The sequence below is a fragment of the Rhizobium sp. AC44/96 genome (genome assembly GCF_001692185.1).
Taxonomy (GTDB): Bacteria; Pseudomonadota; Alphaproteobacteria; order Rhizobiales; family Rhizobiaceae; genus Rhizobium.
Genome location: NZ_LXKO01000011.1, coordinates 57326 through 77464, shown reverse-complemented (window position 1 = coordinate 77464; position 20139 = coordinate 57326). Strand labels below are relative to the sequence as shown.

At 58.9% G+C, this 20139-nt stretch carries 18 protein-coding genes; 17 read left to right on the top strand and 1 reads right to left on the bottom strand.

Going from position 1 to position 20139, the window contains the following annotated elements; translation table 11 throughout:
- The first annotated feature begins 16 nt into the window (after window positions 1-16).
- The 13 genes from A6U87_RS11630 to A6U87_RS11570 all read left to right on the top strand — a co-directional run bounded on the left by A6U87_RS11630 (window position 17) and on the right by A6U87_RS11570 (window position 13870).
- Window positions 17-934, top strand: a complete 918-nt coding sequence (locus tag A6U87_RS11630; protein ID WP_065691424.1) for a carbohydrate ABC transporter permease — start codon at window positions 17-19, stop codon at window positions 932-934.
- A gap of 5 nt (window positions 935-939) precedes the next feature.
- On the top strand, window positions 940-1761 hold the full coding sequence (locus A6U87_RS11625; protein WP_065691423.1) for a carbohydrate ABC transporter permease: 822 nt from the start codon (window positions 940-942) through the stop codon (window positions 1759-1761).
- A gap of 135 nt (window positions 1762-1896) precedes the next feature.
- Complete coding sequence (locus A6U87_RS11620; RefSeq protein ID WP_065691447.1) at window positions 1897-3108, top strand: CaiB/BaiF CoA-transferase family protein; 1212 nt, start codon at window positions 1897-1899, stop codon at window positions 3106-3108.
- Entirely contained in the window at window positions 3108-4253 is a 1146-nt protein-coding gene (locus A6U87_RS11615; RefSeq protein WP_065691422.1) for an ABC transporter substrate-binding protein, read from the top strand. The genes A6U87_RS11620 and A6U87_RS11615 overlap by 1 nt, the downstream gene beginning before the upstream one ends.
- A gap of 48 nt (window positions 4254-4301) precedes the next feature.
- The gene (locus A6U87_RS11610) at window positions 4302-5339 is read left to right on the top strand and encodes an ABC transporter ATP-binding protein (protein ID WP_065691421.1); all 1038 of its coding nucleotides are present in this window, start codon (window positions 4302-4304) and stop codon (window positions 5337-5339) included.
- 144 nt (window positions 5340-5483) lie between these two features.
- Window positions 5484-6719, top strand: a complete 1236-nt coding sequence (locus A6U87_RS11605) for an ABC transporter substrate-binding protein (RefSeq protein WP_065691420.1) — start codon at window positions 5484-5486, stop codon at window positions 6717-6719.
- A gap of 152 nt (window positions 6720-6871) precedes the next feature.
- On the top strand, window positions 6872-7681 hold the full coding sequence (locus A6U87_RS11600; protein WP_244499475.1) for a carbohydrate ABC transporter permease: 810 nt from the start codon (window positions 6872-6874) through the stop codon (window positions 7679-7681).
- Window positions 7681-8538 (top strand): carbohydrate ABC transporter permease, encoded by an 858-nt coding sequence (locus A6U87_RS11595; protein ID WP_141683942.1) that lies wholly within the window; start codon window positions 7681-7683, stop codon window positions 8536-8538. Before A6U87_RS11600 ends, A6U87_RS11595 begins: the two co-directional genes overlap by 1 nt.
- 4 nt (window positions 8539-8542) lie before the next feature.
- On the top strand, window positions 8543-9625 hold the full coding sequence (locus A6U87_RS11590; RefSeq protein ID WP_065691417.1) for an ABC transporter ATP-binding protein: 1083 nt from the start codon (window positions 8543-8545) through the stop codon (window positions 9623-9625).
- A 22-nt stretch (window positions 9626-9647) separates the two neighbouring features.
- Complete coding sequence (locus tag A6U87_RS11585) at window positions 9648-10472, top strand: sugar phosphate isomerase/epimerase (protein ID WP_065691416.1); 825 nt, start codon at window positions 9648-9650, stop codon at window positions 10470-10472.
- A gap of 10 nt (window positions 10473-10482) precedes the next feature.
- Complete coding sequence (locus A6U87_RS11580; protein WP_065691415.1) at window positions 10483-11574, top strand: Gfo/Idh/MocA family protein; 1092 nt, start codon at window positions 10483-10485, stop codon at window positions 11572-11574.
- Window positions 11575-11687: 113 nt separating this feature from the next.
- Window positions 11688-12764 (top strand): Gfo/Idh/MocA family protein, encoded by a 1077-nt coding sequence (locus A6U87_RS11575; RefSeq protein WP_065691414.1) that lies wholly within the window; start codon window positions 11688-11690, stop codon window positions 12762-12764.
- Window positions 12761-13870 (top strand): Gfo/Idh/MocA family protein, encoded by a 1110-nt coding sequence (locus A6U87_RS11570; RefSeq protein ID WP_065691413.1) that lies wholly within the window; start codon window positions 12761-12763, stop codon window positions 13868-13870. The genes A6U87_RS11575 and A6U87_RS11570 overlap by 4 nt, the downstream gene beginning before the upstream one ends.
- Window positions 13871-13946: 76 nt before the next feature.
- On the opposite strand, the gene A6U87_RS11565 is transcribed toward A6U87_RS11570, so the two are convergent.
- A complete protein-coding gene (locus A6U87_RS11565) occupies window positions 13947-14831 on the bottom strand; it encodes an AraC family transcriptional regulator (protein WP_065691412.1) in 885 nt (294 codons plus the stop codon).
- 255 nt (window positions 14832-15086) lie between these two features.
- On the opposite strand from A6U87_RS11565, the gene A6U87_RS11560 reads away from it, so the two are divergent.
- The 4 genes from A6U87_RS11560 to A6U87_RS11545 all read left to right on the top strand — a co-directional run bounded on the left by A6U87_RS11560 (window position 15087) and on the right by A6U87_RS11545 (window position 20133).
- Entirely contained in the window at window positions 15087-16514 is a 1428-nt protein-coding gene (locus A6U87_RS11560) for an arabinose isomerase (RefSeq protein ID WP_065691411.1), read from the top strand.
- Window positions 16515-16581: 67 nt separating this feature from the next.
- Complete coding sequence (locus tag A6U87_RS11555) at window positions 16582-17643, top strand: sugar ABC transporter substrate-binding protein (protein WP_065691410.1); 1062 nt, start codon at window positions 16582-16584, stop codon at window positions 17641-17643.
- Window positions 17640-19139, top strand: coding sequence for a sugar ABC transporter ATP-binding protein (locus A6U87_RS11550; RefSeq protein ID WP_083199352.1), 1500 nt, complete (start codon window positions 17640-17642; stop codon window positions 19137-19139). Before A6U87_RS11555 ends, A6U87_RS11550 begins: the two co-directional genes overlap by 4 nt.
- Window positions 19132-20133: an ABC transporter permease gene (locus tag A6U87_RS11545; protein ID WP_065691409.1), complete on the top strand. Its 1002-nt coding sequence runs from the start codon at window positions 19132-19134 to the stop codon at window positions 20131-20133. The genes A6U87_RS11550 and A6U87_RS11545 overlap by 8 nt, the downstream gene beginning before the upstream one ends.
- Window positions 20134-20139 lie beyond the last annotated feature (6 nt).

Below are 20139 nucleotides of genomic sequence, written 5' to 3'. Positions count from 1 at the left end.
TTCCAGGTGAAAAACTATGCCAACAGCGCGCCAGGCGTCCTCGCGAAAGGGGACCGAGATTTCGCAGCAATGGCTCGCGATGTTCTTCATCGCACCGGTCGCGATTTACCTTCTCGTTTTCCAGGCCTACCCGCTCATCCAGGAACTCCTGCTGAGCTTCACATCGTCCTCGCTCTTGTCGCCGGTCGAGACAGAGTTCGTCGGTTTGGAAAACTACCGCACGCTCGTCTACGACCCTGAGTTCCAGCAGACCTTGTGGGTCACCGTCGTCTATACGATCGGATGCGTCTTCGGCGCGATTGCGATGGGGCTCGGCGCGGCTCTTCTCTTGGACGCGCCCTTTGCAGGGCGAGGTGCTGCCCGCGCACTCGTGACAATTCCATGGGCCGCTCCGCCGGTCGCCGTTGCGCTGGTGGGCGTCTGGATGTTCAATGCCCAATACGGGATCATCAACCACGGTCTTCGGGCGATAGGCCTTGACTTTGGAAACTGGCTGGACTCCCCGGATCTTGCACTCCCGGCGATCCTTTTAACAACCATATGGCAGATATTCCCGTTCTCTGCGGTTGTCATCCTCGCATCGCTGCAAGGTGTGCCTAAGGAATTGCGGGAAGCCGCGACAATGGACGGGGCAAACCGCTGGAACGTCTTCCTCGCGGTTGTCTGGCCAGGTATTCGGCCGACGATCGCCCTGCTTTCGTTGTTCACGACAGTCTGGTCGCTTCGCCGCTTCGACCTGATTTGGCTGATGACGCAAGGCGGACCGCTTGGCCGCACGAACACGCTGGTTATCGATCTTTATCGGCGCGCTTTCGTCTATCTGCAGCTTGGCCCTGCGGCCGCAGCGGGTGTTATCGGCCTTGTGATCGCGCTGGCCGTCACCCTCATCTATTTCACCCTCAGCACACGTGCTGAACGCGCAGCGAAGAGGTAGAACCAATGTCTGCTGCAAATAGCATCCGCTCCGTTCTGATCCTGGCTTTGCTCGGCATCGCGGCATTTCCGCTCTACTGGATGGTCGTCACATCCTTGACGCCGTCGAGCGACATGTTCGCCGACACTCCGAACCTTTTGCCCAGCTTCAGCCGCTTCGCCGTCTACCTTCACGCTCTCTATGAGACAAATCTTCTGCTCTGGCTGAAGAACAGTCTTATCGTTGCGTTGGGAACCACGGTGCTCAGCATTGCGCTGGCGATCCTTCCCGCCTACACGCTTTCACGCTTGAGCTTCAGGGGCAAGATTGTCTTCGGCCTCGGCCTGTTCATCACGCAGATGCTGCCGGAGGCGATGCTTGTCGTGCCTCTCTATTCGATCTTCACCAAGCTTTCGCTGCTGAATTCACTTTGGGGACTGGTCCTTGCCAATACCGCGTTCACCGTGCCTGTCGTCACCTGGATTCTGAAAGGGGCTGTGGACGGGATCCCCTATGAAATCGAGGAAGCGGCACGCATGGACGGGGCAAATCGCCTTCGCATCGTTGCCATAATCATCGTGCCGCTGATCGCACCAACTCTTGCCGCCGCCTCGGTCATTGCGTTCTTCCATGGGTGGAACGAATACCTCTTTGCCCAGACCTTCATCAGCGACGAGCAGCTTCGCGTCGCTTCCGTCGGCCTGGCGAGCTATGTCGGAGAACTGAGCACGCCGATCGACACGGTCATGGCGGTTGGCTTCATGTACACGGTCCCGGCGGTGATCTTCTATCTGTTTGCCCAACGCTATGTCGTGTCCGGCATGACCGCCGGGGGCGTGAAGGGCTGACAGGGGATGAAGCCGCGACGCGGCCATGCGGCCTTGCAAGATCCAAATTCAAATATTTAGCATTAGCGCTAACGTTAACGCTCTTTAGAAGCCTCAATGCGCAGCACGAATTCGAAATTTTACGAGGAAAACATCATGGATATGCCTGCCAAGAAAAACATCCTTTCCGGTTACCGCGTGCTTGACTGCTCAATCGCGATGGCCGGTCCATTTGCCGCTCAGCGCCTCGGCGATCTCGGTGCTGACGTCATCAAGGTCGAGCCGGTTACGGGCGAATGGCAACGGCATGTGTCGGCCGGCGGCGCGACAGGAAACAGGATCAATGTTTCGTTCCTCTCCCTGAACCGCAACAAGCGTTCCCTCGCTGTTGACCTCAAGAGCGCGGAAGGCAAAGAGGTGCTTCTCGAGCTGGTGAAGACGGCCGATGTCTTCTTGCAGAACTATCGCCCTGGCGTGGCAAAGCGCCTGGGTGTCGACTATGAGACTCTTTCCAAAATCAACCCGCGCCTTGTCTATGTTTCCATGTCCGGCTATGGCGAAGACGGCCCCTACGTCAACAATCCCGGCCAGGATCTTATCCTCCAGGGTCTGTCGGGGGCTATGATGTCGACGGGGCGCGCCGGTGAAGCGCCAACGGCCGCCGGCCAGTACCTGGTGGACGCAGTCACGGCCTACAGTGCATTCGAAGGCGCTCTTGCCGCCCTCCTCCACCGCGAACGCACGGGTGAAGGGCAGCTCGTTCAGACCAATATGCTTGACGCGATCACCACCCTGCAGATGCAGGAACTGTCAGTCTTCACCGTCGGTCACAAGGAACAAAAGCGCTCCGCCGAGCCGCATGCGCATGTGTTTATCCGCGCTCCCTATGGCGCCTTCGCGACAGCGGACGGCTACATCATCATCGCCTTCCCGCCGCTTAAAAAGTTCGGCGAAATCATCGGGGAGGAAAGTTTCATGACGATGCAGGACGAGGTCGACAGCTGGACCCGCCGCGACGAGATCTTCGCCAAGACACGCGAACGCCTCACAGCCAAGACTTCGGAAGAATGGCTGGCTCTCTTTCGTGCCGCCGACATCTGGTGCGGTCCGGTCTATGGCTACTCGGACCTGGTCGAAGACGCTCAGATCAAGCACAACGAGACCTTCGTCGAATACGACCATCCGACCGAAGGTCGCGTGAAGACGCCCGGTTTTCCGCTGAAGTTCTCCAAGACGCCGTCCGAAGTCCGTATGGGTGCACCCGTCGTTGGCCAGCATACGCGTGACGTGCTGCGTGAAGCCGGTTTCAGCGATGAGAAGATCGAGGCGCTGGAGAAGTCCGGTGCAATTCTCGCCGGATCGCTTTGATGCAGACGATCAAAGCGCTCACCTGGGATCATCCGCGGGGCTACAATGCTCTGGCAGCGGCCTCCCAAAGCCTCGAGCTCTCCGGTTCGGGTTTGGAGATCACATGGGACAAGCAGCCCCTAGAGGGCTTCGAGTCACACCCGATCACCGAGCTTTGCGCGCAGTATGATCTCGTTGTCATGGACCATCCCCATGTCGGCGAGGCCGTGCGAGCCGGCTGCCTCCAGTCTCTGGAAGAGGTCTTCGGGACAGATTATGTCGCACAACTTGGGCGTAACTCGATCGGCCCGTCGCTTGCGAGTTACCGCTTTTCGAACCGACACTGGGCGCTTCCTCTCGACGCAGCCACACAGGTCATGGCACGTCGTGCAGACATCGTCGCAACGGAGCCGGTTACCTGGGACGATGTCAGGAGGTTATCGGCAAAGACTGGAAAGGTCGCACTTTCCCTTGCCGGTCCGCACGCCATCTTGAATTTTCTTTCGGTTTGCGTGTCACTCGGCGAGCCACCGGCATTGGGCGATCCGGAGCAGCTGGTATCTGTCGAAATCGGCGTGGAAGCTTTCGACCTTCTCAAGGAGCTTGCGAGCCGCAGTCCGCTGTCGGTTCGCGCCAAGAACCCGATCGGGATCCTGGAACACATGGCGACGCACGAGGATGTTGTACTCTGCCCGCTTATCTACGGCTATGTGACCTATGCGGCGCCCACGAACGGCAAGCCTCTTGCCTTTACCGACGCGCCGCGGCTCGGCATTGGTGGCCGACCCGGTTCGGTGCTTGGTGGCACGGGGATCGGGATTACAAGCCGCTGCCAAGTCTCCGGCCCGCTGAAATCGCATCTGAAATGGTTGATGAGCGAGGAGACCCAGGCGAGGTTCATTCCCGCCCATGATGGTCAGCCGTCAAGCAGAGCGGCATGGCACGACGCTGCGGTCAACAGCCGCTGGGGCAACTTTTACGCCGGCACTTTCGATACGCTCGAAAACGCCTACGTCCGCCCGCGTCACAACGGCTACATCGCCTTTCAAGAGGCAGCGACCATAGCGTTGAGAGAATCTTTCGAGAACGGAGACGCTCCCTCAAAGGCAGTTGCGAAATTGCAGGCGCTCTATTCGGCAAACCGAGTGCCAGGCGAGGAGCGATAGCTCGATTCTCGTCACTTGAAATCAATTGATATGCCAGGGAGGGCAAAAATGGGCAGCATCAAGCTCGACAACGTCTCGAAATCATTTGGCGAAGCGTCCGTCATTCCGTCGCTCGACCTTGACATCACCAGCGGCGAGTTCGTCGTCTTTGTCGGCCCATCGGGTTGCGGAAAGTCCACGCTGCTGCGCCTGATCGCCGGTCTGGAAGATGTTTCGGGCGGTCGCATTATCATCGACGGCGAGGACGTTACCGAAAACGCTCCAGCTGCGCGAGGCCTGGCGATGGTGTTCCAGTCCTATGCGCTCTATCCGCATATGAGCGTGCGCAACAACATCGCCTTCCCGTTGAAGATGGCGGGCATGGACAAGGCTGAGATCGCTCGCAAGGTCAACGAGGCCGCTCGGGTACTCAACCTTACCGACTATCTGGAGCGCAAGCCACGCCAGCTCTCGGGCGGCCAGCGCCAGCGCGTCGCGATCGGCCGCGCCATCGTGCGTCAGCCTTTGGCCTTCCTGTTCGACGAACCCTTGTCGAACCTGGATGCGGCGCTCCGTGTCAACATGCGTCTGGAGATCAGCGAACTGCACCAGCAACTGAAGACGACGATGATCTACGTCACCCACGACCAGGTCGAAGCCATGACAATGGCCGACAAGATCGTGGTGCTGAACAAGGGCAATATCGAGCAGGTGGGTTCGCCGCTGGAGCTTTATCGAAGCCCGCGCAACCTGTTCGTCGCCGGCTTCATCGGCTCACCGCGCATGAACTTCATCACCGGTCAGACAGCCGCACACTACGGCGCCCACACGATCGGCGTCCGGCCGGAACACATCGACGTCTCCTTGGGCCAAGGCACTTGGAGCGGAAGAGTGACGATTGCCGAACACCTCGGCTCCGACACCTTCGTCCACGTCAATGTCGATGGCATCGGCTCGGTCGGCGCCCGTGTCAGCGGTGATTTTGCCGTCTCCCACGGCGACCGGGTTTCTCTCACGCCCCAGGAGGGGCGCACCCATTTGTTCAACAGTGAGGGACTTAGGATCCAGGTCTTGCCCTCGATGATGGAAAAGTTTCAGCAAGCTTGATTTGATCTGATGGGTCACTTGATTGAGGCCATCAGGTCCGCGCGGTACGACTTGGAAGCATCAAGCGTCTTTTGGAAGAGTGGACGCTAACGACAATCACCCGGGGCGGAGCCTCGCCGAGATTGTTTCCAGGAGGAGGATCAGATGATCAGAACAACGATACTGTCTACGCTTGCCGGCCTCTTGCTGTCGGGAAGCGCCATGGCTCAGTCAGCGCCTAAAGTGGAGGTGTTGCATTGGCTGACGGCAGGCGCGGAATCGGCCGCGATCAAGGTGCTTGCCGACGACGTGAACAAGCGCGGCGGCCAGTGGGTGGACCTTTCCACCCCAGGCGGAGGATCGGCGGCTCGTACGATGCTGGCGACAGGTCTTGCCGGCGGAACTCCGCCTGGCGTTGCCTTCCTTGCCATGGGCCCGGAAGCCGCTGAGCTCGGCGCCCAGGGCGTCATGCGTGACGTCGGCCAATACGCCAAGGAAAAGGGCTACCTGGCATCAGTGCCCGACTACGCCATGGCGATGGGTCGTGGGGGAGACGGCGCCGTCTACGCCCTGCCCGTTGCCTTCGAGACCCAGAATTTCATGTGGTACTCGAAGCCGATCTTTCAAAAAGTCGGTATCGAACCGCCCAAAAGCTGGGACGAGTTTCTGGCGCAGGCCGACAAAATCAAGCAAGCTGGGTTCATACCCCTTGCCGTCGGAGAACAAGGTTGGCAGGTCATCCTCATCTTCAATTCTGTCGTTCTCGGTGAAGGAGTCGATTATTATGACGACCTCTTCGTCAAGAGAACAGCCGAGGCGCGTCAATCCGATAAACTTGTGAAGGCATTCACGACGTTCAGAGCATTGTCGACGATGAGCGATGACGGGGCGCCCAACCGGCTTTGGAACGACACCCTCAATCTTGTCGCCAACGGACGTGCAGCAATACAGATTATGGGCAGCTGGGCGGGTGCTGAACTTGACAAAAGCGGCAAGGTCTATGGCACGGATTGGGGCTGCGCCCTGTCTCCAGGCCAGCCCCTGGCCATCGTCGGTGCCACCGGGTTCGAGTTTCCGAAGCTGAGCGCGGCCGGCGGCGAAGCAGGACAGAATATCTTTATCGATTCCATGATGGATCCAGCCGTTCAGGCTGCCTTCTCCGTGCAGAAAGGCTCGATTCCCGCACGAACTGATGCGGATACCAGCTCGTTGTCAGAGTGTTCCAAGATCGCCGTCGGGGCCATCAAGGATGGCAAAGGTGTGCCCTATATTGCTGGCGTTCTGCCGACCGAGCTTCGCGGTCAGCTCCAGGACTTTCTTGCCGACTTCTGGGCAAACAAAAGCGTGACCCCGGAAGATGCCGCAAAGGCCTACGCCCAACTGCTTGACTCTGAAAACTGATCCAAGCTGGAGGCGAGCCGATCTTGCCTCGCCTCCTCCTGCATTCCGGCGATAGGTTTTCCATGACACGCATTCAGCTTCGCCCCCATACCGTAGCCAAGCTAGTTCTTCTTCCGGTTATTTTGCTCACCGCGGTGGGTGTCTACGGGAGCATGCTTTGGACGATACAGATTTCATTCACGTCCTCCGGCCTTCTGCCGACCGGGAAATTCGTCGGGCTCTACCAGTATGTCGAACTGTTCAAACAGAACAGATGGACTGTAGCCTATCGCAATCTGTTCCTGCTCGGCGGCTTGTACACTGCCTTCTCGCTGCTGTTCGGCACATTGCTTGCCGTCGCTCTCGATCAGGGCATTCGTGGAAAAAGCTACCTGCAGACCGTTTTTCTTTATCCCATCGCGCTGTCGTTCATCGTCACCGGCTTGGCCTGGCACTGGGTGCTCAACCCAACAACTGGCCTGGAATTCTTCGTTCGCGGGCTTGGATTTGAGGATTTCAGGTTCAATCTTCTCACCAATCCGCAGCTCGCAATCTTCACGCTCGTCATCGCCGGCGTCTGGCACTCGTCCGGACTGATGATGGCGATCATCTTTGCAGGCCTCCAGTCGGTCGACGGCGAAATCTGGCGCGCCAGCAAGGTCGATGGCATTCCCAAACTCACAATGTATCGACGAGTGGTCATCCCGATGCTGGCGCCGGTTTTCATCACCTGTCTGGTGCTTCTGGCGATGCAGGTGGTCAAGAGCTACGACCTCGTCGTCGCGATGACCGGTGGAGGTCCGGGTTATTCAACCGATGTGCCCGCGAAATTCGTTGTCGATCATCTGTTCGAGCGTGCCAACATTGGTCGGGCTTCCGCCGCCTCCGTTTTGATGCTGCTGACGGTCATTGTCCTCCTCGGCTGTTCCACCCTCGCCTCGAAATGGCGCGGTCGCGCTCAGACGGACGAAAGGAACACCTGATGAAAAACTATCTGACCCCCGGGAGGCTCGGCCTCTATGCCTTTCTGGTGATCTCGGCCGCGTTTTTCCTCATTCCTTTCTTCGTGATCCTCACGACATCCCTCAAGACCACGGAGGAGATCGCCAACGGCTCTATTTTCTCGCTCCCCCATGGCTTGAACTTCGCTGCCTGGTCGAAGGCCTGGTCTGGCGCCTGTATCGGCCGCGAATGCAGCGGCATAAGCCCGGGATTCTTTAATTCGGTCAAGATCCTTGTGTTGAGCACGTCGATATCGCTTCTCGCCGCGGCACTAAACGGTTTTGCCCTTGCCCAGTGGCGTATTCGCCATGAAGGAAAGGTGCTTGCTTTCTTGCTGATAGGTGCTTTCCTGCCCTACCAGGTGATGCTCTATCCGCTTGTTCGTATGTTCGCGTTGTCCGGGATCAACAACTCCTTGGCGAGCATTGTGATCGTGCACGTGTTGTTCGGACTTCCGGTTCTCATCCTGATCTTCAGGAATTTCTACGTCTCGCTGCCTGCTGAACTGATCAAGGCGGCCAGGGTCGATGGCGCCGGTTTCTTTCAGACGTTCTTCCGCATCATCATGCCGATGTCGATCAACGTCTTCATCGTTGCCGCGATTCTTTCGGTTACCGGCGTCTGGAACGACTACCTTCTCGGCCTTGTCTTTGCCGGTCGTGACAACCTTCCCATGACAGTTGCGCTGGCCTCGTTGGTGGGGACTCAGATCGGTGTTCCCGAGGACAATGTAAATATGGCGGCGACCCTGATCACAGCGGTCCCACCCCTCCTCCTCTATCTCCTCTCCGGGCGATATTTTGTGCGCGGGGTAACAGCCGGCGCTGTTAAGGGATGACATTATGACACAAGTTCAGCTGAACAATCTTGAGCGTTATTATGGCAGTTACCACGCCCTTCGCGACATTACCTTGTCGATCGGATCAGGCGAGTTCATCGTGCTCTTAGGCCCATCTGGCTGCGGAAAATCGACATTGCTGTCCGCCATAGCTGGATTGGACGATCTGCAAGGTGGGCAGGTTCTATTCGAAGGGACTGACGTTACGAAACGCGAGCCCAGCGACCGCAACATCGGCATGGTCTTCCAGTCCTACGCACTCTATCCAACCATGACGGTGCGTCAGAACCTCTCATTTGGCCTGGAAGTCGCCCGCACCGATCGATCGGAAATCGCCGAGCGTGTCAAATGGGCGGCCCAGATCCTCCAGCTCACCGCATTGCTCGACCGCAAGCCGGCGCAGTTGTCGGGCGGACAACGTCAGCGCGTCGCCATCGGACGAGCGCTGGTGCGGAGGTCGAACCTGTTTCTCTTTGACGAGCCGCTTTCCAACCTTGACGCGAAATTGCGAACCGAGATGCGCGTAGAGATCAAGGCGCTCCATGAGAAGCTTGGTGCAACGTTCATCTACGTGACGCACGACCAGATCGAGGCGATGACCTTGGCGTCGCGGATCGCAGTCATGCGGAGCGGTGTTATCGAGCAGTTCGACGCACCTGAAGAACTGTACAACAAGCCGGCCACGCTCTTCGTTGCCGATTTCCTGGGCTCGCCGCCGATGAATCAGATCAAGGGAGAGATCGGGCTGGAAGGCGGCGACGTCTTCTTCGAGTATAACGGACTCAGAACGAGCGTCACCGGATATCCGTTTGCACAGCGCCCCGAGCACGGAGCGAAAGTTGTCCTCGGCGTGAGAGCGGAACAGCTTTCACCAGGGCAATCGGCTGGTCGCAGTCAGCTTAACCTCGCAGTACACCTTATTGAGCCATTGGGAGCTGATAGCCTTGTTTGGTGCGATCTTGCCGAGCAACGCATCGTGATGCGGGTCTCCCCGGCGACGGCGCGCACGCTCAGTGGCGATACGCCCGTGAGCTTTGCGCCGGAAGAAATCTCAATTTTCGACGCCGGCACGGAACGGCGAATTTAAACGATACATAAAGGAGAAGTCGATGTTCTTTGCAACAAACGTGTACGGCTGGACGCTTCTGGCTCGCCGCGACGGTCGAGACTGGGATCTTGGGCAGGCCATGGCGGATGCGAAAAAAGCGGGTCTGACCGGATGGGAGCATTCGTTCCGGATAGCGGAAGACGTCCAACATGTGGCCGACACAGCAAGGCAGCAAGGTCTGGAAATGCGCTCCGCCTATGTGCATGGTGCGTTTCACGAACCGGACCTTGCAGAAGGTGCGACCGCGAACGCTCTGAAGATTGCAGCCGCGCTGCGCGACGTCGGCGTCCGCGAGCTTATCTTCAATCCGGATCCTTTGCCTGGCGGTACTCTTAAGACCGACACGCAGATCGTGACGCAGACCCGTGCGATCAACGCGCTCGGAGAGGCCTTGGCCAAGGACGGCAGCCGACTGCTCTATCATACCCACGATCCGGAGATGAAAGCGGCGGCGCGTGAGTTTCACCACATGATGGTCAATACAGATCCCGCGGCGGTCAGTTTTTGCCTCGACGCACATTGGGTCTACCGCGGTGCAAACAACAGTCAGTTGGCCTTGCATGATGTCGTTTCACTTTACGCAAAGCGCATTGGGCTGATCCACCTCAGGCAGTCCGTCAACGGCATCTGGAGCGAGGCGATCGGTACCGGAGACATCGATTACCCGTCGTTCGCAGCTCATCTCGCTCGCCATGATGTGAAGGCTCTCATGGTGCTGGAGCTTGCCATGGAAGACGGCACGCCTGCTGACATGTCGGGTGTCGAAGCGAACGCTGCCAGCATTCGATATCTAGAACCCTTGCTCAAGCCGGTTGCAATCAACTGAGGAATTTTCAATGTCCTGGAGAATCTACCTTGTCGGCGCCGGCGCGATTGCGCATCAGCACGCCATTGCAGCCGGTAAACTCGAAGACGCGGAGCTTTTTGCAGCGGACCCGTCGCCTGCGGCGCGCGACGCATTTCGCGCTGCCTTTCCACATGCGACGGTCTTTGAAGACGCAGAGGTGATGCTGGCAAGCTCGCCCGCACAAGACCACGATGTCGTGGTCCTCGCCGTTCCGCCATGGCTCCACCACACAGCCGGGCTCAGTGCCTTTCGTTCCGGCCGCCATGTGTTGAGTGAGAAGCCGGTGGCTCGCTCTCAGGCTGAGCTCGATGACTTGTTGGACGCAGCCAAAGCCGCTGGCCGACGGCTCGGCGATTGCAGCGTTCGCTTCCTTGGCAATGAGGCACTTGCTCGAGGGCGCGATATTATATCAAGCGGCGGTATCGGATCACCCTATCACGCAAGGCTCGTCAACCGACGTCCCCGATCGCGTCCGGGCGTCGAATATCAACCCCAGAGCGGCTGGTTCCTGGACAAGGAGAAAAGCGGCGGAGGCGCGATCTTCGATTGGGGCGTCTACGATCTGGCGATGTTTTTTGACGTCCTGCGGCCGGTTTCAGCTCGTATCCATCAGGCGTGGTTGGCGACGCCGAAAACTGGGATTGATCCGGAGGGCGTCGATATCTCAATCGAGACCCATGCTGGCGCCGCAATGACGCTTGAGCTCGAAACCGGTGCGATCGTGACCTTCGATTACGAGCGCGGGAATGGTTTCCATGGTGAGCCCCAATCACTTCTGAACGTGGATGGCACCGATGGCGGCCTGACCTGGCAATGGACGCCCCCCTTCGAGGACGACCGGTCAACGCTGACGCATTACGTCGACGTGGAAGGCAAGGTTGTGCCAAGGGTTGAGAAACTTCCTGGCTTCGGCTGGGACAGTGTCCATGCCCGGCCGTTGCTTGCTTTCGCCGACCTTATCGAGGGTCGCGACAGCGTCATTCTGCCCGAGGCGCGGCTCGCCTTCAATTTTGCGGTCATGTCTGCGATTTACGAATGTGCGTCTAGCGGATTGCCGGTCAGTGTCACGGTCAACGCGTGATGAAACTAAATTTCCGCGAGGAATCTAGAAACTAGTCTCTGGACCATGGAATGTGGCCAAGAAGGTTCGACCTACCTGTGATGACTTTACTGACCAAAGCGGAGGAAATTGAAATGGCACGGTGGAGAATAGTTGGCGTCAACTTCGATCATATGCATATGGGCGACCTCCTTCGTGCCGCGTACGATCATCCCGAAGCCGAAATCGTTGGCCTTTGCGATCGGGATCCGAGCAGGATGAAAGGTGCGATCGAGAACTTCGACATCAAACCGGACCAGGTATTCACGGATGTCGATGTGTGCCTTGCGACGGCAAAACCCGATCTGGTGATCCTGTGCCCCTCGACCGCCGATCATGCGACAGCGGTCGAAGAGGTCTCTAAGCATCAGGTCGATATCCTCATCGAGAAGCCCTTTGCGGCCAATCTCCAGGATGCGGACCGGATGATCGAAGCGGTGGCTCGGTCTGGGATCAAACTTGCCATCAATTGGCCACTGCGATGGTACCCGTCGCACGCGACAACAAAGCGCCTGATCGACGAGGGAACTATCGGAGACGTGCTCGAAGTTCATTTCTACGACGGTAACCGCGGCCCGCTCTACCATCTTGCTGACAAGGTCGAGGTTTCGGATGAGGATGTGCAGAGCCAGAAACCGAATTCGTGGTGGTACAAGGCGGAGTCTGGTGGGGGCTCACTGCTGGACTATCTTGGCTACGGCGCCACGCTCGGAACCTGGTTTATGAACGGGCGCGCGCCCAAGACAGTCACAACGGTCGTCTCGGCCGATCAGGGGTTGGAAGTCGATGAGCATTCCATCACCGTATGCCGCTACGACACCGGTCTGTCGAAATTCGAAACGCGGTGGGGTACCTTCACCGATCCCTGGACACTTCAGCCGCAGCCGAAATGTGGCTTTGTGGTTGTCGGTACCGCGGGCACGATCTCGAGCTACGATTTCGAGCCTCATGTCGGCATTCAGACGCGTGCGCAGCGGGAAGTCTCCTTCATCCCTGTCGACGAGCAACTCCCGCCTTACCGAAATCCGGTCGAATACGTTCTCCATTGCAAGAAGACGGACGAACCGATCACCGGTCCTCTCGAGCTGGCTTTGTGCAGGACAGCGCAACGGATCATCGACACCGCCGTCATATCAGCGAAAGAGCAGAGGACATTGGAGTTGCTTCCATGAGCGAGAACGAACAACGGCCAGCTGGTCTGGCGTCGGAAGACGCCTATGCCCTCGTGGCGGCAACGGTCGACGAAATCCAGGCACCGGTCGTCGCCTATGAACCGCCGATGCCGGTTGACCGTTCGATACCGATCGGTCTGATTGGAGCTGGCGGAATAAGCTTTGCGCATCTGGATGCTTATCGGAAATACGGTTTGAATGTCGTGGCAATATGCGACCGGAATATTGAAAGGGCCGAAGCAAGGCGCGACCAATTCTATCCAACGGCCCGGGTATTCACCGATCCTCAGGATCTTCTCGACGATTCGACAATTCGGGTGTTGGATCTAGCGGTCCATGCGTCGTCGCGTGAAGCCCTGATCCGATGCGGAATCGATGCCGGGAAGCATATCCTGTCGCAGAAACCCTTCGTAGCGAATCTCGACGTTGGCAGGAACCTCGTAGAGCTGGCAGAAACGAAAGGTGTTATTCTCGCCGTCAACCAAAATGGCCGCTGGGCGCCTTACATGTCCTACATGCGGGAGGTGGTGAGGGCCGGACTGATCGGCGACATCATCGGTGTGCACGCCGCGCTTCAATGGGACCATAGCTGGATCGCCGGAACACCGTTCGAAGCGATGGACCAGATCATCCTGGAAGATTTCGCTATCCATTGGTTCGACTTCGTCGCCAGTATCATCGGCGACACGGCCACATCGGTATATGCGACCGGAACGGCGACGTCTGGACAGGAAATCGAATCGAAACTCGCGGCCCAGGCCGCAATCACCTTCCCAGGGGGCCAAGCATCGCTGGTATTTGATGGCGCCTCTCGATACGGCGCTCAGAATATCACGACAATCGTGGGAACGAAGGGGACGGTACGAAGTGTGGGTGCGGATCTAGCCGAGCAGGCTGTTCATCTCTTTGTTGACAGCGGGGTCGGGAGTCCGTCACTCGAAGGAAGTTGGTTCAACGACGGATTTGCTGGGGCCATGGGGTCGCTTCTCTTGTCTATCGAAAACGGGAGTGTCCCTCTCAATAGCGCGCGCCAGAACCTTGCGTCACTCAAGCTGGTGTTCGCGGCAATCGAAAGCTCGAATAGCGGACAAGCCGTGCATTTTTAACGCGATCCTGCGTTTGTCCCCAACAGCGGTGCGTGTGCATCGATAGACCTCGCGGAAAATGGCGAACACGTTTACCTTACATGAGGCCCATCGCCAGGCTTCGTGTCTTGTATTCGGACGGGCTACATCCGACCAGACTTTGAAATTGGGACGACAGATGGAAGGCCGAGCTGAAGCCCAGCAGGCCTGCCACTTCCTTGATGGGCTTGTCGGTATTGGCGAAGATATCCTGTGCACGGCGTATTCTCAGCGACACGAGGTGCTGCTTCGGCGAGATGCCGGTCTTTTGACGGAAGACACGCCGAAAATATGAATAGCTGACACCGAGTTCTCGAGCAACATCCTCTACCGATACGCGCTGTGTGCAGCGCTCCATCAGAATGACGCGCGCCCGTTCCACGAGACGATCGGCCGGTGCGGCGGACTGCAATTCCCGTTGCTGAGACAGAAGCGCCAGAAGCTGCAGGCCGAGCGTTGAAAGAAGTGGCTGATTGGAAAGCCCTTCTTCGACCGCGAGAGTATGGATCTTCTCGAATACGGCCGTGAAGTCTGGGCTTGATGGCAGGACCGAGCGCGCTGGATCGATCAGACCTGCAGTGCGGGCGAAATCGAAAGCCGTGCTGCGGCACTCGATCCAGTTCTCGGTCCAGCCAAGTTCGGGATCGGGCGCGAAGCGATGCCAGACGCCGGGAAACAAAAGCACGATCGACCCCGCCTCGACGGGCTGGCTTCGGCCGCGGCGACCAAATTCGAAGAGGCCGCGCCCTTCCGCAATGAGAATGACCTGGTAGGCCTGCAGGATGCGACCCCTTTTCCAGTTGAAATGATGATCGTCGGGATGACGGATCGGAGGATAGACCGAATGAGGCAGGATTTTCGTATGCCCGCTGGAGATTGCCGTGCATCCCCAGGCAGAACATAGCCGATTATCTGGCAAATAGACAAAATAGTTCTGGGTCATGGATCTCGGCTGAGGATCAGTTTTTGTATGCTTCAGATCATTTTTGAAGAAATGAGCGTGATGTCAACCGGCATGTGTGATGCTAGGGTTTACAAAGAGGATGGATCCGACAGCGCAACTTTCCGCTGACGGAACATAGACGAAGCGCAAGCCCAATTGCGGTTCTGGAGGAGAGACGTCAGTGTTTTCGTTGCTGAGAGCGGCCGGCCCTTGCCTGCTGCCATACCCTTTTGATTGCCGCCCGGTAGAGCGCCCATGATGGACCGCAAGCTTAAGGTTGGCCTGTTCGGCATAGGCCTTGCAACATACTGGCCCCAGTTTGCGGGACTGGAAGAAAGGCTTTCAGCCTATGTCGGGCAGATGGCCGGGAAGCTTGCCCGTCCGGATATCGAGGTTGTCAACCTTGGCCTGATCGATACGCCCGAAAAGGCATTCGAGGCTGGCCACCGCTTCCGCGAGGCCGATGTCGACATCATCTTCCTGCATGTGACCACCTATGCACTCTCGTCCACGGTCCTGCCTGTCGTGCGGCGGGCACGCGTTCCCGTCATCATTCTCAATTTGCAGCCGGAAGCGGCAATCGACTATCGCCGTTTCAATGCAATCGGCGATCGGACGAGGATGACCGGTGAGTGGCTTGCCCATTGCGGCGCCTGCCCCGTTCCGGAGATCGCCAATGTCTTTCGCCGGTCCGGCGTCGCCTTCCACCAGATCACCGGCATGCTGCAAGGTGATGCACATGTCGAGCGCGAAATTGCCGACTGGATCGATGCGGCCCGCGTCGCCCACGTGATGGCCCACAATCGGCTCGGCGTGATGGGGCATTACTATAATGGCATGCTCGACATCTATTCCGACCTGACGGCGCAGGCCGCTGCCTTCGGCACGCATATCGAAATTGTCGAGATCGACGACCTGGCACGCTTGCGGCGCGAATTGGCCGACGATGAAATTGCGGCGTCTCTTGCGACGATAAGGGCTGAGTTCGACATCGATGCGGATTGCGATCCGGCGGAGTTGCGCAGAGCGGCCACCACCGCGGCTGCCCTGCGCAAATTCGTCGACAGCAGGAAGCTTGGCTCGCTCGCCTACTATTATGAATCCACACCCGGCCACGAGTTCGAAGACGTGATTACCTCGGTCATCGTCGGCAGTTCGCTGCTGACGGCGCAGGGTGTGCCGGTGGCCGGCGAATACGAGGTCAAGAACGCACAGGCGATGAAGATCATGGATGCATTCGGCGTCGGCGGATCCTTCACCGAATATTATGCCATGGATTTTGCTGAGGACGTCGTGCTCATGGGCCATGACGGCCCGGGCCACATCAGGGTTGCCGAGGGCAAGACGAAAATCCGGCCGCTGAAGGTCTATCACGGCAAGGTGGGTTCCGGCGTCAGTGTCGAAATGTCGGTCAGGCACGGGCCGGTGACACTTCTGTCGGTCATCGAGCGTGAGGGGCGGATCGTGCTGCTGTGCGCCGAGGGCCAGTCCGTTGCGGGACCGATCCTGGAGATCGGCAATACCAACAGCCGGTACAGGTTCGATATCGGCGCCCGCCGTTTCGTCGAGGCGTGGAATGCTGAGGGGCCGGCCCATCACAGCGCTGTCGGCGTCGGACACATAGCTACGAAAATCGAAAAACTCGGCAAGCTTCTGGATATCGAGGTGGTCCAGATCTGCTGAACAGTTTCACGCACGGGCCGGGCTATCGCCCGGTCGACCACAGCTCAACAGGTGAGGAGGACCTGAAATGCCAATTTGGAATTCGAAAGACCTGATCCGCGGACGCGGTTTAAAGGGGCTGCTTGTCACGGCAGTTCTGGCTCTGGGGGGCCAGACGGCATATGCCGCCGAGATCCATCTCGACGCTCCGGCGCCGTCGCCACCGGCCGAAGTGGCAAAATTCGAGCCGATTGAACCCGGCAGCGCCAAGGATCTGACGATCGGCTTCACGCAGCTTATCCTCGGTGTTCCCTTCACCGATGCGCTGCAGCGCGGCATGGAAAAGGCGGCTGAAACCGCCGGCTTCAAACTCGTGACCTGCGATTCCAAGATGGATGCCGCAACGGCATTGTCCTGTGTCCGCCAGTTCAAGACGCAGAATGTCAACGGCCTTGTCACCTTTCAGGCGGATGCAGCAGCCGCCGCCAACATTTGCGCCGAAGGTCCTCAGGTTCCGGTGATCGCGATCGACATCGAACAGAAACCCTGCCAGACCGCCTTCGTCGGTGCCGCCAATTCCTATGCAGGTGAGATCGTCGGCCACGAACTCGGCATGTATTTCGCGAAAAATTTCAACTGCGAATATGATGCCTTCATCTCGCTGGAATCGACCGCCGTCGGCGTCGTCAACGATCAGCGCATGGGTGGCATTCGCAAGGCCTTTGAGGCCGTCTGCGGACCGGTTCAGAACCTGCGCATCATCGACACCGGTGCCGGTGGTCAGGCCGATGCCGCGCAGCGTCAGTTTACCGATACTCTGACCGCCCTGCCGGGCGCCGGCAAGATCATCACCGTCGGCATCAACGAGGACGTCATCACCGCAGCTCTCGCCGCCGCGCGCACACAGGGACGAAACCAGGACCTCTATCTTGGCGTCCAGAACTTCGATCCGGACAATTGCCAGATCTGGACCGCGCCGCATTTCATCGCAACGGCCGCTTACTTCCCTGAGCGTTATGCTGATCTGATCGTGCCCAATCTGGTCAAGGCTATCAAGGGTGGGAAGATCAACAGCCAGATCCTCGTGCCGCACGAGCTGATCACACCTGAGAACGTCTCCAAGGTCTATCCGGAGTATGCCTGCAAATGATGAAGGACTTCCTTGCCGTCCGCGGTATCCGGAAATCGTTCGGGCCGGTCGAGGTCCTGCATGGCGTGGACCTCGATCTGGCAGCCGGAACGATCACCGCCCTTCTCGGGGAGAACGGTGCCGGCAAATCCACTTTCGTGCGCATTCTCGCCGGTGACCATCGGCCGGATGACGGCACGATATCCGTGGACGGCAAGGCGGCTTCCTTCCAGAGCGTGGGCGATGCCCGAGACGCCGGCATAAGACTGATCGCCCAGGAAATTGCCGATGCCCCCACCCTGACGGTTGCCGAAAACATCCTCCTCGGCGCCTGGCCGACCAGACGAGGACTTCTCGATCAACGCGCCATGCACGGGATGGCACGCGAGGCACTCGATCTCCTTGGCGCCGACCTGCCTTTGACCGCGAAAGTGGCAAACCTCAGGCTCGGCGAACGGCAGATCATCGAGATCGCCCGCGCGACGATTGGCACCTCGAAATGCATCATTTTCGACGAGGCGACCGCCGCCCTGTCGGATGCTGAAGCGAAAAAACTCTTCCAGCTGATCCGGCGCCTGGCCGAACGCGGAGCGGCCATTCTCTACATCACCCACAGGCTCGACGAGGTCTTCGCTCTTGCCGACCGCGTCTGCGTGCTGCGCGATGGACGTGTGTCGCTCGATCGGCCGACGAGTGAGGTCAACCAGGAGCAGGTGATCGAGGCGATGGTCGGACGGGCAGTTGCCCATGCCCGCCATTCGCCGGCCATCCCCTCCTCCGCTACGCCGCCGGTCCTTGCAGCCGATCGCCTCGCGTCAGACGCGTTCTCGAACATTTCCTTCTCGCTGCGCCCAGGCGAGATCCTTGGCATGTATGGCAAAGTCGGCTCCGGTGTTCAGGAACTCGCCGGATCGCTGGTCGGTGCACGAGCGTTCGACAGCGGCAGCCTCCTCGTTAACGGCAAATCCGTGCGCTTTCGCCACCCCGCCGAGGCGATCGCCGCGTCCATCGGCCACTTGCCGGCCGACCGGGCAAGCGAAGGGCTCTTACGCACTATGACGCTCGCCGAAAACCTGTCCGCACCCAGCTGGTCGCGGCTGGCGCGTTACGGCATGCTGAGCGGCGATCGGCTCCGCTCAGCCTATTCGCGCTGGCACCGGGAACTGCGCGTGAAGGCGGACGCCTCGGGCAACCAGACCATCATCGAATTATCCGGCGGCAATCAGCAGAAGGTTCTGCTCGGCCGCTGGCTCGAGGCGGGGTCAAAAATCCTCGTCCTGACAGAGCCAACCCGCGGCGTCGATGTCGGCGCCCGCCAGGAAATCTATCGCGTGCTCGCGGAACTGGCCGCCAAGGGCGATGCCATCATCATCGCGACCTCCGACTACGAAGACATCAATGCGGTCGCCAGCCGGGCGCTGGTGCTCGTGCGCGGACATTTGATTGCGGAAATCCCGCATGAACGTATTTCGACCGAAACCCTGACCGAAGCCGCGGGAGGCGGTGTCCATGCATGACAAGCTTCAATCCGAGGCCATGACAACAATGGCGGATATCGATACGAATGGCGACAAGGCCAGCGTCTTTCGCAAGGCACCGGAATCGGCGGCTCTTCTCGCCTTCCTGCTGGCGGAAATCGTCTTCTTCTCGTTGAGCTCGCCCTATTTCCTGACCTGGGGCAACTGGGTCAACGTGATCACGGCGCTGTCGATCACAGGCGTGCTTGCGGCCGGCGGAACACTGCTGCTCATTGCCGGCCAGTTCGACCTCTCGGTCGGCAGCGGCGTTGCCTTCGTGGCGCTTATCATGGCCCTGACCGTCAACAGTATAGGCATCGTGCCGGCGAGTGCGCTCGCACTGGTCGTCGGCATGGGCATTGGCGTCATCAACGGCTTCCTGGTGACCAAGATCGGCGTCAACGCGCTGATCACCACGCTTGGGACGCTGGCGATCTTCCGGGGGCTGACCCAGTCGATCGGCGGCGGAAAGAATATGCTGATCGCCAATTTCGACTGGGCGATCTGGCGCCCCTTCTTCAATATCCCGCTGTCGGCGTTGGTCTTCATTCTCGTTGCCATCGTCGTCGGCATCGTCCTCAAGCGTACGGTTTTCGGCCGATCGATCTACGCAATCGGCGCTAATGAGAATGCGGCGCGCCTGGTTGGCATCAACACGAAGCGCGTGGTTTTCTTGAGTTTCCTGTTATCGGGCGCCTTTATCGGGCTCGGCGGATTGATGAGCGCCTCGCAGCTTGGCTCGACATCCGGCACGACAGGCCTCGGTCTGGAACTTGCCGTCGTCACCGCAGTCATTCTCGGTGGAACATCGCTGAAGGGCGGAACGGGCACGATGCTGGGCACGGTGATCGGCCTGCTCATCGTCGGTATCTTGAACAATGGTCTGACGCTGATGAACATCAACTCGTCCTGGCAGCAGGCGGCAACCGGCTTTCTGCTCATTCTCGCCGTCTCCTTCGACCAGTTGCGGCAGCGACTTGTCGGCAGGCGCTGAGGAACG